The organism is Cellulosimicrobium sp. BMG9.22 (assembly GCF_059159975.1).
The window spans coordinates 53,182-68,659 of sequence record NZ_JBZGBY010000023.1 but is presented as its reverse complement, the minus strand read 5'-3'; the positions used below and the strand labels follow the sequence as shown (position 1 = coordinate 68,659).

General features: G+C 71.5%; 13 protein-coding genes. 4 read left to right on the top strand and 9 right to left on the bottom strand.

What is annotated here, in order from left to right:
• On the top strand, positions 1-448 hold a 448-nt coding region (locus AC4H2H_RS15020), incomplete at its 5' end, for an ABC transporter permease (protein ID WP_494371616.1).
• A 141-nt stretch (positions 449-589) separates the two neighbouring features.
• Here the strand turns inward: AC4H2H_RS15020 and AC4H2H_RS15015 are convergent.
• The 6 genes from AC4H2H_RS15015 to AC4H2H_RS14990 form a co-directional block, all read right to left on the bottom strand.
• Positions 590-1,765 carry an ABC transporter permease gene (locus AC4H2H_RS15015; RefSeq protein ID WP_494371615.1) on the bottom strand — a complete coding sequence of 392 codons (1,176 nt, stop codon included), beginning with the start codon at positions 1,763-1,765 and terminating at the stop codon, positions 590-592.
• A gap of 3 nt (positions 1,766-1,768) precedes the next feature.
• Entirely contained in the window at positions 1,769-2,743 is a 975-nt protein-coding gene (locus AC4H2H_RS15010; RefSeq protein ID WP_494371620.1) for an ABC transporter permease, read from the bottom strand.
• A gap of 12 nt (positions 2,744-2,755) precedes the next feature.
• Entirely contained in the window at positions 2,756-3,562 is an 807-nt protein-coding gene (locus tag AC4H2H_RS15005; protein ID WP_494371614.1) for an ABC transporter ATP-binding protein, read from the bottom strand.
• A complete protein-coding gene (locus AC4H2H_RS15000; RefSeq protein ID WP_494371613.1) occupies positions 3,559-4,446 on the bottom strand; it encodes an ABC transporter ATP-binding protein in 888 nt (295 codons plus the stop codon). Before AC4H2H_RS15000 ends, AC4H2H_RS15005 begins: the two co-directional genes overlap by 4 nt.
• A gap of 122 nt (positions 4,447-4,568) precedes the next feature.
• Positions 4,569-6,242, bottom strand: coding sequence for an ABC transporter substrate-binding protein (locus AC4H2H_RS14995; RefSeq protein ID WP_494371612.1), 1,674 nt, complete (start codon positions 6,240-6,242; stop codon positions 4,569-4,571).
• 121 nt (positions 6,243-6,363) lie between these two features.
• Positions 6,364-8,886 carry a beta-glucosidase family protein gene (locus AC4H2H_RS14990; RefSeq protein ID WP_494371611.1) on the bottom strand — a complete coding sequence of 841 codons (2,523 nt, stop codon included), beginning with the start codon at positions 8,884-8,886 and terminating at the stop codon, positions 6,364-6,366.
• A gap of 208 nt (positions 8,887-9,094) precedes the next feature.
• On the opposite strand from AC4H2H_RS14990, the gene AC4H2H_RS14985 reads away from it, so the two are divergent.
• The 3 genes from AC4H2H_RS14985 (at position 9,095) to AC4H2H_RS14975 (ending at position 12,369) form a co-directional block, all read left to right on the top strand.
• Positions 9,095-9,757 carry a TetR/AcrR family transcriptional regulator gene (locus tag AC4H2H_RS14985; protein ID WP_494371610.1) on the top strand — a complete coding sequence of 221 codons (663 nt, stop codon included), beginning with the start codon at positions 9,095-9,097 and terminating at the stop codon, positions 9,755-9,757.
• Between the two features lie 108 nt (positions 9,758-9,865).
• Positions 9,866-11,200 carry an aspartate kinase gene (locus AC4H2H_RS14980; protein ID WP_494371619.1) on the top strand — a complete coding sequence of 445 codons (1,335 nt, stop codon included), beginning with the start codon at positions 9,866-9,868 and terminating at the stop codon, positions 11,198-11,200.
• Between the two features lie 26 nt (positions 11,201-11,226).
• Positions 11,227-12,369 carry an aspartate-semialdehyde dehydrogenase gene (locus AC4H2H_RS14975; protein WP_494371609.1) on the top strand — a complete coding sequence of 381 codons (1,143 nt, stop codon included), beginning with the start codon at positions 11,227-11,229 and terminating at the stop codon, positions 12,367-12,369.
• 273 nt (positions 12,370-12,642) lie between these two features.
• On the opposite strand, the gene AC4H2H_RS14970 is transcribed toward AC4H2H_RS14975, so the two are convergent.
• From AC4H2H_RS14970 to AC4H2H_RS14960, 3 genes are read right to left on the bottom strand one after another with little or no spacing between them, the layout of a single operon-like run.
• Positions 12,643-13,587, bottom strand: a complete 945-nt coding sequence (locus AC4H2H_RS14970) for an anchored repeat-type ABC transporter permease subunit (RefSeq protein WP_494371608.1) — start codon at positions 13,585-13,587, stop codon at positions 12,643-12,645.
• The gene (locus AC4H2H_RS14965; RefSeq protein WP_494371607.1) at positions 13,584-14,429 is read right to left on the bottom strand and encodes an anchored repeat-type ABC transporter ATP-binding subunit; all 846 of its coding nucleotides are present in this window, start codon (positions 14,427-14,429) and stop codon (positions 13,584-13,586) included. Before AC4H2H_RS14965 ends, AC4H2H_RS14970 begins: the two co-directional genes overlap by 4 nt.
• The gene (locus tag AC4H2H_RS14960) at positions 14,426-15,457 is read right to left on the bottom strand and encodes a choice-of-anchor M domain-containing protein (protein WP_494371606.1); all 1,032 of its coding nucleotides are present in this window, start codon (positions 15,455-15,457) and stop codon (positions 14,426-14,428) included. The genes AC4H2H_RS14965 and AC4H2H_RS14960 overlap by 4 nt, the downstream gene beginning before the upstream one ends.
• Between the last annotated feature and the right edge of the window lie 21 nt (positions 15,458-15,478).

Below are 15,478 nucleotides of genomic sequence, written 5' to 3'. Positions count from 1 at the left end.
ACACGTCCTGACCTCCGTCGTGAGCAACCTCGTCTCGGTCGTCATCGTCATCGCCGTCGCACTCCTCATGGGCTTCCGCACCAGCGCCACGGTCGGCGCCTGGGCCGCCGTCGCGGGCATCCTCGCCCTGTTCACCCTCGCCCTGACCTGGCTCGCCGTCGTCGCCGGCCTGTCCGCCAAGACCGTCGACGGCGCGAGCGCGTTCTCCTACCCCCTGATCTTCCTGCCCTTCATCTCCTCCGCATTCGTCCCCACCGACACCATGCCCGGCCCCGTCGCCTGGTTCGCCGAGAACCAGCCCGTCACCGCCATCGTCGACACCCTCCGCGCCCTCTTCGCACAACAGCCCGTCGGCAACGACATCTGGATCGCCCTCGCCTGGCTCGTCGGCATCCTCGCCCTCGCCTACGCCCTCGCCATCAACGCCTACAAGCGGAAGATCAGCTGACCCAGGGCGGGACGACGAACGGTCCCGGTACGGGAACCTCGCAGCGAGCCGGGGGCGCGGCTCGCACGGGTTCCACGTACCGGGACCGTCGTGCGGTGAGGGGCGCTGAGCGAACCCCTCACCGGTTCGGTGGCCGGGTGGCTAGGCGGAGCGCTCCGGCCTCCCGACCGGGATCACGTCGTCGCCGTCGGTGGCCTGGTCCGCCTCGTCGACGGCGCCGATAGTGTCGCCGTGCACCGGGGAGCCTGGCACCTCGACCTGCGGCGAGTCCGGCGGGGGCGGTGTCACCGCCTCGTCGAGGAGGTCGGGCCGGTCGGTCACGGTCGTGATGCCGCTCGAGACCTTGTAGCCCTTCTTGCGCATCGCCCGGGCGCGCTCGCCCGCAGAGCGCAGGCGCGGGTTGACGTACTCGTCGATGCCGAAGTTGATGAGCGAGAGCGCCACGCCGAGCAGGGCGATGCAGAGCCCGGCGGGGACGTACCACCACCAGAAGTCCGGGAAGGCCCCGTTCTGCTGGGCCCAGAAGAGGATCGTCCCCCAGTTGAGGTTGGTGATCGGGATGACCCCGATGAACGCGAGCGTCGTCAGACCGAGGACCGCGGCGATCACGGTGCCGACGAAGCTCGACGCGATGATCGCGGTGAGGTTCGGCAGCATCTCGACGGCGATGACCCGGTGGATCGGCTCACCGTTCGCCCGTGCGGCCTGGATGAAGTCGCGGTTGCGCAGCGACATCGTCTGGGCACGAAGGACCCGGGCGCCCCAGGCCCAGCCCGTGATGGCGAGCACCGTGGAGACGAGCAGGAGGCTGGGGTTCTCCTGCTGCGACGCCACGATGATCATCAGCGGCAGGGCCGGCAGGACGAGGAAGACGTTCGTCAGCGCGGACAGGGTCTCGCTGCGCCACCCGGCGACGTAGCCGGCCGAGACGCCGACGATCACGGCGACGAGCGTCGCGATGATCCCCGACACGAAGCCGACGACGAGCACACCGCGCGTGCCGTAGATGATCTGGCTGAGGACGTCTTCGCCCATGTGGGTCGTGCCGAGCAGGTGCTGCGCCGACGGCGGCTGCTTGAGCGCGGTGAAGTCCTTGTCGAGCGGTCCGTAGGGAGCGATGAGGTCGCCGAAGATCGCGACCAGCGTGAAGAAGCCCAGGATGACGAGGCCGGTGAGCGACTTGCCGTTGCGGAACATCGCGAACGACCGGCCGAGCCGGCTGCCGGACCTGCGATCCTTCGGGGCGACGTCGGCCGGCGCCGCGCCAAGCGCGCCGGCTCCCGCCTCGGTCGTGGTGGGCGTGGTCGTGGACGTCATGGCTCAGGCCTCCATCTGACGCGTGCGCGGGTCGAGAGCGGCGTAGGCGGCGTCGGCGAGGATGTTCGCGACGAGGACCGACAGCGTGATGACGAGGAAGAGGCCCTGCATCAGCGGGTAGTCCTTCGCGTTGGTCGCGTCGAGGAGCAGCTTGCCCACCCCGGGGTAGGAGAAGACGAGCTCCATGACGAGCGTGCCGCCGACGATGAAGCCCAGGGAGAGCGCGAAGCTCGAGAGCTGGGGGAGGACGGCGTTCCTGGACGCGTAGCGCGTGAGCACCCGTCGGGGGCTCAGGCCCTTCGCCTGCGCGACCGTCACGTAGTCCTCGTCGAGGACCGTGATCATCATGTTGCGCATCCCGAGGATCCAGCCGCCCAGCGAGGCGACGACGATGGTCAGCGCCGGGAGCGTGCCGTGCTGGATCACGTCCCACGCGAACTCCAGGGACCACTCCGGGGTGGCTCCCTTGCTGTACGCGTGGGAGGCCGGGAACCAGCCGAGCGCGCTCGAGAACACGGCGATCGCGATGAGGCCCATCCAGAAGTACGGGACCGTCGAGAAGAACGTCGAGATCGGGACGATGGCGTCGGCCTTGCTGCCGCGCCGCCAGCCGATGACCGCGCCGAGCGCGCTGCCGAGGAAGAAGCTGAGGATCGTCGCGATGCCGACGAGCCCGAGCGTCCAGGGCAGCGCCGACGCGATGACGTCGCCGACGGGCGCGAGGCCCTTGGAGAAGGATCGTCCGAGGTCGCCGCTGAGGATGAGTCCCCAGTAGTCGACGTACTGCTGCCACAGCGACCGGCCGTCGTCGAGACCGAAGAGCGTGCGGAGCGACTCCGCCGCCTCCGGGCTGACCTTCCCCTGGTTCTTCGCCAGGTAGGCGGAGACCGGGTCGCCCGTCATCATGCGGGGCAGGAAGAAGTTGATCGTGATCGCCGCCCAGGCCGTGAACAGGTAGAAGGCGGTGCGTCGGGCCATGAATCTCACGGGTCAGCTCCTCGACGACGCAGCCGGCCCGGTGCCGGAGAAGTGGGTCTCCGGGTTCGGGGACGCGTCGCGTAGCGCGCGGGTGTAGGGGTGCTGGGGATCGAGGATCACGTCGTCGGCGGGGCCGTGCTCCACGACCTCGCCGTGGTGGAGGACCATGATCTCGTCGCTGAAGTGCCGGGCCGTGGCCAGGTCGTGCGTGATGTAGAGGACGCCGAGGTTCGCCTCGCGCTGGAGCTCGGCCAGCAGGTTGAGCACGCCGAGGCGGATCGAGACGTCGAGCATGGAGACGGGCTCGTCGGCGATGAGCAGCGCCGGGCGCGACGCGAGGGCGCGCGCGATGGCGACGCGCTGGCGCTGGCCGCCGGACAGCTCGTGCGGGCGCCGGTCGACGACGGCCGTGTCGAGGTGGACACGCTCGAGGAGCCGGTGCACCTCGGCGTCGACCTGGTCCTTCGGCACCACGTGGTCGAGGCGCAGGGGGCGCTCGACGTGGTGCCGGATGGTGTGGGACGGGTTGAGCGACGCGAACGGGTCCTGGAAGACCATGCGCACCTGCTGCCGGTAGCGGCGCAGCGCGCGCCCGCGACGGGGGATCGGGGCGCCGTCGAGCAGGATGTCGCCCGACGTCGCGCGCTCGAGCTGGGTGAGGATCTTGGCGATCGTCGACTTGCCGCTGCCGCTCTGGCCGACGAGAGCGATCGTCCGGCCCGACGTGAGGGTGAAGCTCACGTCGTCGAGCGCGAGAAGCTCGCCCGACCCGCGGACCCGGTACTTCTTGCTGACGTGGGAGAACTCGAGGGTGGTCATCGGAGGGCTCCTCCTGCTGCGTCGACGGCACCCGCGGGGACGCCGTCGTCCGTCCGCCCGCGCACGAAGCCACCGCGTTCTCCGGTGAGGCTCGGGAAGGAGCCGAGGAGCGTGCGCGTGTACTCGTGCTGGGCGTGGTGGTAGATGTTCGCCGCCGTGTCGAGCTCGACGATCCGGCCCTGGCGCATCACCGCGATGCGGTCGGAGATCTCGAGGAGGAGCGGCAGGTCGTGCGTGATGAAGATGACCGAGAAGCCGAACTGTCGGCGCAGGTCCGAGATCTGCTGCAGGATCTCGCGCTGCACGAGGACGTCGAGGGCCGTCGTCGGCTCGTCCATGATCATGAGCTGGGGCTTGAGCGCGAGGGCCATGGCGATCATGACGCGCTGGCGCATGCCGCCGGAGAGCTCGTGCGGGTAGGAGCGCAGGCGGTCGCGGCCGACGCCGACGAGGTCGAGGAGCTGGGCGCTCTCCTCGGTCCGCTCGGCCTTGCTCATCCGCGGCCGGTGGGTCTCGAAGACGTCCCCGAGCTGCTTGCCGACGTTCGCGACCGGGTTGAGGGCGTTCATCGCGCCCTGGAACACCATCGACGCCTTGTCCCATCGGAAGCGCCGCATCTGGGCGTCGTCCAGCGTGTTCAGGTCGATGTCCTCGCCGGACTCGTCGTGGAAGATCGCTGATCCGGACGGGATGACCGCCGGCGGCTTGAGCAGGCGCTGCACGCCGTACGCGAGCGATGTCTTGCCGCAGCCGGACTCGCCTGCGAGGCCGAGGATCTCCCCACGGTTCAGCGTGAGAGAGACGTTGCTGACGGCCTCGACCGGCGGGTCGACGTCGTAGACGACGCTGAAGTTCGAGACGGTCAGCAGGGGTTCGGTGTTCACTCGTCCTACCTGTTTCTGTGCTGTGGAGCTCTCGTCGTGGTACGCGGGGCAGGTGTGCCGAGAACCGTACGTCCTCGGCACGCCTGCCCCGCGCGGGCGGTGTCACACGAGCTGCACGGGCCTCACTCGGCCGGCTTGAGCTGGGTGAGGATGAGCACCGCGGTCGGCTGCGTCGGGTCCGCGTTGATGTACGGGTCCTCCTCGCTCGGCCAGCCCACGTAGTTGCGCGTGTTGAACTGCGAGATGAACGGACGGGTGCCGATCGGCATCGCCGGGACCTCGTCGACGAAGATCTTCTGCGCCGTGGCGATCGCCGTCGCGCGGTCCTCGTCCGTCGTCGCCGCGAGGTAGGCGTCGAGCGCCGCGGTGGCCTCGGGGCTGTCGAAGCGGCCGAAGTTGTAGTCCGCGGCCTCGCCGACGGGCTTGAGCCAGCGGGCGTCCATCGTGTTGCTGTAGAGGTCGTACGGGGTCGGCCCGGTCTCGGTCCAGTGGAGGATCGCGTCGAAGTCGCCGGTGCCCTTGGCGGCCCACCAGCTGTCCTGGTCCGGCGTGTCGACCGCAGCCTCGACGCCGATGGACTTGACCGACTCCGAGATGAGGCTGATGCCGGTCACGTAGTCGTTCCAGCCCTGCGGGACGCTGAGCGTGAAGGTGACGGGCTGGCCGTCGGGGTCGATGAGCGTCTCGCCCTCGTACGTGTACCCGGCGTCCGTGAGGACCTTCTTGGCGCCCTCGACGTCGACCTCGTACTCCTCGCCCGCGAACTCCTCGGAGATGTACGCGTCGCCGGCGGGCGTGGGCAGGCCGGTCACCGAGGTGAGCAGCGGGACGCCGCCCTCGCGGGCGATCTCCTGGTGCTGCTGACGGTCGACGACCATGTTGACGGCCTTGCGGAAGTTGACGTCGTCGAAGGGCTTCTTCGTGGTGTTGACGAACATCGCGTCGACGGCGAGGCCCGCGGGCGCCCAGTAGACGTTGTGCTCCGGGTCCTCGTCGACGAAGGCCGACTGGACGTTCGGCAGGAACGCCTGCGCCCAGTCCGCGTCGCCGTTGGCGAGGGCCGTGGTCAGGGCGCTGTTGTCGTTGTAGGACACGTAGTACAGCGTCGGGACCGCGAGCTCACCGCCCCAGTAGTCGTCGCGCGCGTCGAGCGTGACGCTCTCCGTGCTGAAGCTCGTCAGTGTGTAGGGGCCGGTGCCGACGGGCTCGGGGTTCGTCTCCGTCGTCGGGTCCTCGACCGCCTCCCAGACGTGCTTCGGGATGACGAAGCGGTGCAGGACCTTGTCCTGCTTCGCGAACATCGGCGTCCCGAAGGTCACGGTGACCTTGCCGTCCGCGGTCTCGACGCTCTGGATGCCGAGGGCGGCGGTGTCGAGCTCGGGCGTGTCGACGAGGATCTGGTACGAGTACGCCAGGTCGTCGACCGTGAAGTCGGTCCCGTCGTTCCACGTCACGCCCTCGCGGGGCGTGAGGGTGACCGACGTGTAGTCCTCGGACCACGTGATCTCGGACGCGAGCCACGGGCGGACCTCGTCCTCCGGGTTCACGAGGTTGACGATGCCGACGGGCTCGTAGATCGCGTTGACGTACCCGAGCTTGAGCGCCGACGAGTCGCCGATCCAGGGGTTGTTCGACTCGGTCGCGATCGCGCCGTCGGGCTTGGCGATCGTGAGGGCGGCGCCCTCGCTGGGGGTGTTGCCCGACTCGTCGTCGGTGTTGCCGCCCGACGACGAGCAGCCGGTCAGCACAAGTGCTGTCGCGATGCCCAGGGCGATCGCGGAGGCCTTCAACCTCATGAATCTCTCCTTCGAGAACGTCGACCCGGCGCGGTGCCGGGGCGGTGGAGCGGTACGGGTGCTGCAGAAAGTGGTGCTGGTGTGGAGCGCCGGGGACGCCCCGGAGGGAACCGCGGCCGGGCTACTCCTGTTCGGCAGGTCGTTCTCGCACCTGGACCGCGGCGTCCAGGCGGAGGTCGTGGACGGAACGCCCCACCCGGACCCGGTACTCACCGGCGGGCAGGAGCCAGCGTGCACTGCGGGTGTCCCACACCTCGAGCTGGCGGCGCGGGACGGTCACGGTGACGTCGGTGGAGGCACCCGCGCCGACGTCGACGACGGCGAAGCCGCCGAGCCAGCGGACCGGACGGTCGCGCTCGGCGAGCGTCGCCGTCTCGGTGGGGGTGGGGGGCTCGAGGTAGACCTGCACGACCTCACGGCCGTCGCGGGCACCGGTGTTGGTGACGCGGACGTCGACGGCGACGTCGCCGTCGGGCGTCCAGGTGGGAGCGGCGACGTCGTCGTAGGACCACGTGGTCCACCCGAGACCGTGCCCGAAGGGTGCGGCGGGGACCGCGCCCGACCGCTCCCACCCGCGGTAGCCGACGTGCACGCCGTCGGCGTACTCGACCACTCCGTCGGCGGGGACGGCGTGCGGGACCGGGACGTCGTCGTCGCTCGCGGGCAGCGTCCAGGGCAGGCGTCCGGCCGGCTCGACGGCGCCCGCCAGGACGTCCGCGACCGAGTGCCCGGCCTCCTGACCCGGGAACCAGACCCACAGCACGGTGCGTGCGCGGTCGAGCCAGGGGAGCAGCACGGGCGCGCCCGCGTTGACCACGACGACGGCGTCCGGGTCGGCGTCGAGCACGCGCTCGACCAGCTCGTCCTGGCGGCCCGGGAGCGCGAGCGAGGTGCGGTCCCAGCCCTCGGACTCGACCTCCTCGTTCGTCCCGACCACGACCACGGTGAGGTCGGCCGCGCGGGCCGCGGCGACGGCGTCGGCGATCTCCTGGTCGGCGCTCGGCGCGGGCACGCGGTGGCGCAGCTCGGCGCGGACGAGGTTGCCGTAGCCCTGCGCGCGCGTCACGAGGAGCGACGCGCTGATCCGCACCTGGCGGGGCTCGTCGACGTGCACGACGGCGGGGACGCCGGTGGGGTTGTTGATCGAGGAGTTGAGGATGACCTCGACGCCCGAGCGGCGGTCGTCCTGGGCGACGACGACGCCGTCGATCTCGATCGTGTGGCCGGGGACCGTCCCGACCTCGAGCACGTGGTCGCCCGGCTCGTCGAGCAGGACGTCGACGTCGAGCACCACCGTGTCGACCTCGGCGGGCAGGTCGCGCAGGAACCCGTCCCAGGTGGGCAGGACCGACTTGCGCAGCGTGGCGCCCTCGGCGTCGAGCCAGGTGACGCTCACGGCGGCGCCCTCGCTGCCCTGCGTGGCGCGGCCCTCGACGTCGAGCCGCGGTGCGAACAGCCGGGCGTCGCCGCCACGGACGACCGTGAGCGCGGCGTCGGGCCAGCGAGCCGCGAGACCCTCGGCGGGGGTGACGACGTGCGCCGGGTTCACGGTCGAGCTGCCGCCGCCGAGCACGTGGGGGCGGACGGCGTTCGGGCCGACGAGCGCGATCGAGCGCGGCGCCGGCCGGTCCCAGACCGGGTTCTCGGCGTCGGTGCGCAGCGCGACCGTGGCGCGTGCCGCCGTGCGGCGGACGAGCTCACGGAGGTCGCCGTCGTACGTGACCGGGTGCGCGGGCTCGTCGAGAGCGCCGACGCGACGCGCGAGCAGCAGGACGCGCGCGACCTTGTCGTCGATCTCGCTCTCGGGCACGCGGCCCTCCTCGACGGCGCGCACGAGCGCGTCCTCCCACGGCCCGCCCGGGCCCGGCATGACGAGGTCGAGGCCACCGTTCGCGGAGAGCTCGGTCGTGTGCGTCGCGACCCAGTCCGAGACCACGGCGCCGTCGAAGCCCAGCTCGTCCTTGAGGACGTCGGTGAGCAGATGCCGGTGGCCGGTCATGGGGCCGGACTCGACGCCGTCGTCGACCTGGTTGTACGCCGCCATGACGGACCAGGCGCCCGCGGCGACCGCGTCCTCGAACGGCGCGAGGTAGACCTCGCGCAGCACGCGCGGGTCGACGTGCGAGACGTAGGAGGTGCGGTCGGTCTCGGAGTCGTTGGCGACGTAGTGCTTGACGCACGCCGCGACGCCCTGGTCCTGGAGGCCGCGGACGACGCTCGTGCCGATCTGGGCGGTGAGGTACGGGTCCTCGGAGTAGCACTCGAAGTGGCGCCCGCCGACGGGCGTGCGCTGGATGTTGACCTGCGGGGCGAGGACGACGTCGACGCCGTGGTCGCGGGCCTCCCGGGCGAACGCCCGGCCCGTCTCGTGCGCGACGTCGCGGTCCCACGTCGCGCTGATCGCGCTCGGCGAGGGGAAGAGGATCGAGGTCTCGCCCTCGACCTCGCTCGTGCCGCGGACCCCGACCGGGCCGTCGGACATGACGACGGGGCGCAGCCCGAGCTCGTCCAGGGCGTGCAGGCGCCACATGGAGCTGCCGGTGAGGAGGCGCACCTTGTCGCGGAGCGCCAGTCCCTGCGCACGGGTGCGGAGGGACTCGAGCTCCGCGGCGGCGGGCTCACCCAGGAGGGACTGCGATGTCACGAACGTGCTCCTCGTCATCGAGCGGCTATCGGGGCGAGAACTTACCGTGCAGTCAGTAAGTTCGCAAGAATCTGCGTTTCCGCAGGTCAGATCGAGACCAGACCGTGACCTGCGCGTCGTGCGGCCGCCGGGAGCGTCCGTTCGTGCGTAGGATCGGCCCCCGGACGGCAGCGGAGCCGTGGACCACGAACAAGGATGTGACCAGGCCATGAGCACGAGCAGGCGACGCCCCGCGGTGCGCCCGGCGACGCTCCGGCGTCGCGAGGAGATCCTCAAGGCGGCCATGGCGACCTTCGGGAGCAAGGGCTATCACAACGGGCCGCTCACCGAGATCGCCGAGCAGGTCGACATGACCCACGCCGGGATCCTCCACCACTTCGGGTCCAAGGACCATCTGCTGCTCGAGGTGCTGCGCTACCGCGACGAGAGTGACGTCGCCGGGCTCGACGGGCAGCACATCCCCGGCGGCATCGACATGTTCCGCCACCTCGTCCGCACCGCGTTCCTCAACGCCCAGCGCGCCGGCATCGTGCAGACGTACGCCGTGCTGTCCGCCGAGTCCGTCACCGACGACCACCCGGCGCGTGAGTTCTTCCAGGGGCGCTACCGGACCCTGCGGAGCGAGGCCCTCGACGCGTTCGAGGGGCTGTGCGCGGAACGCGGCGTCGAGGTCCCCGCCACCGTGCGCCACGCGTCCGCGGCGATCCTCGCCGTCATGGACGGGCTGCAGATCCAGTGGCTGCTCGACCCTGCCCAGGTCGACCTCGGCGAGGCGAGCGCCTTCGCGATCGACGCGATCGTCGCGGCCGTCCTCGCCCCGCAGCCGTCCCCGCTCGTCGACACGGTGATGGCGGCACAGCCGACCGCATGACGGGACGGGCTTGGCCGGACGGCCGGGCGCGTGCGTATCATCGATCGACCCACAAGCACCCGGCGGGCCGTTGAGACAGACGGAGGCCGGCGACAGATGGAGCAGCACGTGGCACTTGTCGTGCAGAAGTACGGCGGTTCGTCGGTATCGGACGCCGAGAGCATCAAGCGGGTGGCCAAGCGCATCGCCGGGGCGAAGCGGGCCGGGAACGACGTGGTCGTCGTGGTCTCGGCGATGGGCGACACGACGGACGAGCTCATCGACCTCGCGCAGCAGGTCACCCCCCTCCCGCCGCAGCGCGAGATGGACATCCTCCTCACCGCCGGCGAGCGCATCTCGATGTCGTTGCTCGCGATGGCGATCAACAGCCTGGGCGTCAAGGCGAAGTCGTTCACCGGCCAGCAGGCAGGCGTCATCACCGACGCCGTGCACGGCAAGGCGCGCATCGTCGACGTCGTCCCGCACCGCATCCGCGAGACCATCGAGCGCGGCCAGGTCGCGATCGTCGCCGGCTTCCAGGGCGTCACCGAGTCGACCAACGACGTCACGACGCTCGGCCGCGGCGGGTCGGACACGACCGCCGTCGCGCTCGCCGCCGGCCTCGACGCCGACGTGTGCGAGATCTACACCGACGTCGACGGCGTGTTCACCGCCGACCCGCGGATCGTGCCGAGCGCGCGCAAGATCGACCGCATCACGTACGAGGAGATGCTCGAGATGGCGGCGAGCGGCGCGAAGGTCCTCGCGCTGCGCTGCGTCGAGTACGGCCGCCGGTACGGCGTGCCCATCCACGTGCGCTCGTCTTTCTCGGGCAAGGAGGGCACGTTCGTCAGCGCGGACGCGTACTCGCCCGCACGCCCCGGGGAGCACCCCGGACCCACCCCCGGCAGCAGCTCCGCAGACCTCCCCGAGGAGACCGTCATGGAAGCCCCGATCATCTCCGGCGTCGCGCACGACCGCAGCGAGGCCAAGATCACCGTCGTCGGCGTGCCCGACGTCCCGGGCACGGCCGCGCGCATCTTCGAGGTCGTCGCGGGCTCGGGCGTGAACATCGACATGATCGTGCAGAACGTCTCGGTCGCCCGGACGGGCCGGACGGACATCTCGTTCTCGCTGCCCGAGGGTGACGGGCCCGCGGCCATGTCGGCGCTCTCGGCGCTGCAGGGCGAGATCGGGTTCGGCTCGCTCCAGTTCGACGACCAGATCGGCAAGCTCTCCCTCGTCGGCGCGGGCATGAGGTCGCACCCCGGCGTCTCGGCGAAGCTGTTCGGCGCCCTGCGTGACGCGGGCATCAACATCGAGATGATCTCCACGTCGGAGATCCGCATCTCGGTCGTCACGCGCGAGGACTCGCTCGACGACGCCGTCCGTGCCGTGCACACCGCGTTCGAGCTCGACACCGCCGACGGCGAGGCCGTCGTCTACGCCGGCACCGGCCGCTGACCCGACGGACGAGAGGAACCCAGGACATGAGCACCCAGAACGCTCCCGCCGCGACGGGTCTGAACGTCGCCGTCGTCGGCGCGACCGGCCAGGTCGGCGCCGTCATGCGCCGCCTGCTCGACGAGCGCGACCTCCCCGTCGCGAGCATCCGCTACTTCGCGTCCGCCCGGTCCGCCGGGTCGACGCTCCCGTGGCGCGGGACCGACGTCGTCGTGGAGGACGTCGCCGCGACGTCCACGGACGACCTGCGCGGGATCGACGTCGCGCTGTTCTCCGCCGGCGGGGCCACCTCGAAGGCGCAGGCCGAGCGCTTCGCCGCCGCGGGCGCCGTCGTCATCGACAACTCGTCCGCGTGGCGCATGGACCCCGACGTGCCGCTCGTCGTGTCGGAGGTCAACCCCGGCGCGCTGCGCGAGGCCCGCAAGGGCATCATCGCCAACCCGAACTGCACGACCATGGCCGCGATGCCCGTGCTGGCGCCGCTGGCCCAGGAGGCCGGGCTCGAGCGGCTCATCGTCTCGACGTACCAGGCCGTGTCCGGCGCCGGGCTCGCCGGGGCCGAGGAGCTGCGCGCCCAGGCCGTCGCGGGCGCGGCGGCGGAGGAGGCCGCTGCCGAGGACGGGGGTGCGGGGCTCGTCGGGCTCGTGCACGACGGCGGAGCGGTCGCCTTCCCGGCGGCGTCGGTCTTCCCGCGCAACGTCGCGTTCAACGTCGTCCCGCTCGCCGGGTCGATCGTCGACGACGGGCTCGAGGAGACCGACGAGGAGAAGAAGCTGCGCAACGAGTCGCGCAAGATCCTCGGCCTGCCCGAGCTCGCCGTCGCGGGCACGTGCGTGCGCGTCCCCGTCTTCACCGGCCACTCGCTGTCGATCCACGCGGAGTTCGCCTCGGCGATCACGCCCGACCGCGCGCGCGAGATCCTCGCGTCCGCGCCCGGCGTCGCGCTCTCGGACGTGCCGAACCCGCTCGAGGCCGCCGGCCAGGACCCGTCGTTCGTCGGCCGCATCCGCACCGACCAGTCCGTCCCGGGCGGCCGGGGGCTCGTGCTCTTCGTCTCGAACGACAACCTCCGCAAGGGCGCCGCGCTCAACGCCGTCCAGCTCGCCGAGCTCGTCGCGGCCGACCTCGACGGCGTCCGCGCCGCCTTCACCCCGGCGCTCACGACGTAGTGCCCCGGCGAAGCCGTGCCTCGGTGATGACGAAAGAGAACTCTGGTCTGCCGACGTAGAACCGTGGTCCGACCCTCGGGCGGTCGGGCGACGGTGGGCGCTCCCTCACCAGCCTCCGCGGCCCATGCGGTGTTCGAACTGGCCGGATCTCGAGCTCCATCGGGCAAGGCTGCTTGCCATGTGGCACGGCGTCTACGACTCTCGTCGGGAGTGGTGAACCCCTGCTCGCGCAGTGCCGAGCGCGCCACTCAGCCAGGAGTGTCGAGGTAGTCGCTAACGCACTGCTCCTTCTGCCTCCCGTGCACCCCCACGAGGCACCCCCAGGATGCCGTTCGGCTCGACCTCCTCAGGCGTGCGGGCGGGTGCATGCATGCGGCGTCTGGCGAGCAGGCCGTGGCGCGGGGCGAGGAACCAGGCGAGCAGGAACACAGCCGTGGCGACGAGCACGATGGTGCCGCCGGCCGGGAGGTCGAGGCTCCAGGACAGGTAGAGGCCGACGAGCGCCGACGAGCCGCCGATGACGGGGGCGAGGAGCATCATGACGCCGAGACGGTCGGTGAGGAGGCGTGCTGCCGCGGCGGGCGTGATGAGCAGGGCCAGGACGAGGATGTTGCCGATCGTCTGTACCGAGATGACGATCGCGATCGTCACGAGCACGTAGAGCAGGAGGTCGAGCCGGAACACGGGAAGCCCGGCCGACCGGGCCATCTCCCGGTCGAGGCTGACCGCGACGAACTCCTTGTGGAACAGGAACGCGAGCAGCAGGAGGACCGTGCCGGCGACCGCGACGACGACCACGTCCTCGTCGGGGATCCCGGTGATCGAGCCGAACAGGAACTGCTGCAGCGAGCCGGCGTACCCCGGCGCGGTCGAGATGACGACGATGCCGAGCGCGAACGCCGCGACGAAGAACACGCCGATGATCGAGTCCTCCTTGAGGCGGCGGTTCTGCGAGAAGACCGCCACGAGGACCGCCGTCACGATCCCGGCCACCGCGCCTCCGACGACGAGCGACCCCTGGAGCACGAACGCCACCGCGAGGCCCGGGAAGACGGCGTGCGCGACGGCGTCCCCGATGAAGGCCATCCCGCGCAGGACGACGTGGCAGCCGATCACCCCGCACACGACGCTCGACATCACCGCCACGAGGAGCGCCTTGGGCAGGAACGCGAGGTCGGGGTTGAGCAGGTCCTGGACGAAGTCGCCGATCGAGATCACGCGTCCCCCTTCGGGTCGGTGGCGGTGGTGAGCCCGAGGGCCGCGAGCAGCGGCGAGGACGGGGAGATGCCGAACGCGCGCATCCACAGGTCAGGGTCGTCGAGCTCTGCCGGTGTGCCCGTCGCGACGACGGTGCGGTTCAGCAGGCAGATGCGGGTGCACGCGTGCATGGCGGCGACGAGGTCGTGGGTCGTCATGAGGACGGCCTTGCCGTCGTCGTGCGCGAGCTCGGCGAAGAGGTCGGTGAGCAGCTCCTGGGTCGGCACGTCGAGGCCGGTGAACGGCTCGTCGAGGAGCAGCGCGCGCGGCCCGAGTGCGAGAGCACGCGCGACGAGGACGCGCTGGCGCTGCCCGCCGGACAGCTCGCCGACGGGGCGCGAGCGCAGGTGGGTCATGCGGACGCGGTCGAGCGCCTCGCGCACGGCGCGGTAGTCGGGCACGCCCGGGCGGCGCAGCCACCCGATGCGACGCGCCCGCCCCGACATCACGGCGTCCTCGACCGAGATCGGGAAGTCCCACGCGAACTCGTGGCGCTGCGGCACGTAGCCGATCGCCGCGGACGCGCGCCGGCCGCCCGCACCATCCACGAAGATCTCGCCGGACCGACGTCGCACGAGGCCGAGCACGGCACGGAGCAGGGTCGTCTTGCCCGCGCCGTTGGGCCCGATGAGACCGACGAGCTCGCCGGCGTGGACGTCGAGGTCGGCGTCGTGGAGCACCAGCCGGCCGCCGAGCTCGACGGCCACGCCGCGCACGCTCAGCATCGGCGCCACGCCCTGGGACGCCGGGACCGGCTCCGCCGGCCGGCTCACCGCGGCGCTCGTGCTCGTGGACGCGCTCACGACGCGTCCCCACGGGGGGCGGAGTCCGCCTCCCGCTCAGCGACCGCCCGCGCGCGCCGGCCGCGCACGACCGTGACGACGACCCCGGCGAGCAGGGCGACGACCGCGAGGCCGACCCAGAGAGCGACCGTCGAGGTCGGCGTACCGGTCTCCCCGTCGTCGGTCGCCTCCGCCACGTCCGTCGACGCGTCGTCGGGCGTCGCGGGTCCGGAGGGCTCGGCGCCCGTCGGGCCGTCGGCAGGTTCCGACGCCTCCTGCTCTGCCTGGTCCGCGGCGGCGAAGACCGTCTGCGGGTCGGTCGCGGTCCCCACGGCGAACCGGAGCACGCCCGGGTCCTCGACCGTCGTCCCGTCGGTCAGGTCGGCGAGCACGGTCACGTCGATGGTGTACACGCCGGGCTCGGTGAACACCCAGTTCGCGTGGACGTGGGTGTTGACCTCCATCCACAGGTCCTGGGGTCCGTCCACGTCCGAGCTCCAGAGCACGTTCGGCGGGCCGGTGACACCCTCCTGCAGGAAGAGGTGGAAGGCTCCCGGCCCTTCGACGCCGTCGAGGCGCAGGGTCGCGCCGCGGTCGATGCGCTGCGTCACCTCCGGGTCCTGGGTGTTCCAGCCGATCCAGACGACGTCCTGGTTCTGCACCTGAGGCACGACGTAGAGCGGCGCACCCGGATCCACGCCGAGGAACGCGAAGTCGGGGCTGTCCGGTGCTGGGAGGACCGACTCGTCGAGGACGTGCATGACGGTCTCCTCGGGCGCGCGCCACACGGCGGGGATCGTCCGGTCGTCGCGCGCCTGGAGCGTCCAGGTGCCGTCGACGAACCGCGGACCGATGTCCACGTGCCCCTGCGTCACGACCTCGCGCCCCCCGACGCTCGCCTCGTCGGCACCGACGCGCTGCTGCAGGCCCGGGTCGTCCTGCGTGTCGGCCGGCAGGGGCGGGACGGCGGCGGCCGAGGTGGCCACGAGCGTTCCGGCCAGGAGCGCGCCGGAGAGCGCGACCGCGATGAGGATCGGGCGGGGAGTCATGATCGTCCTTCGTGTCGGGTG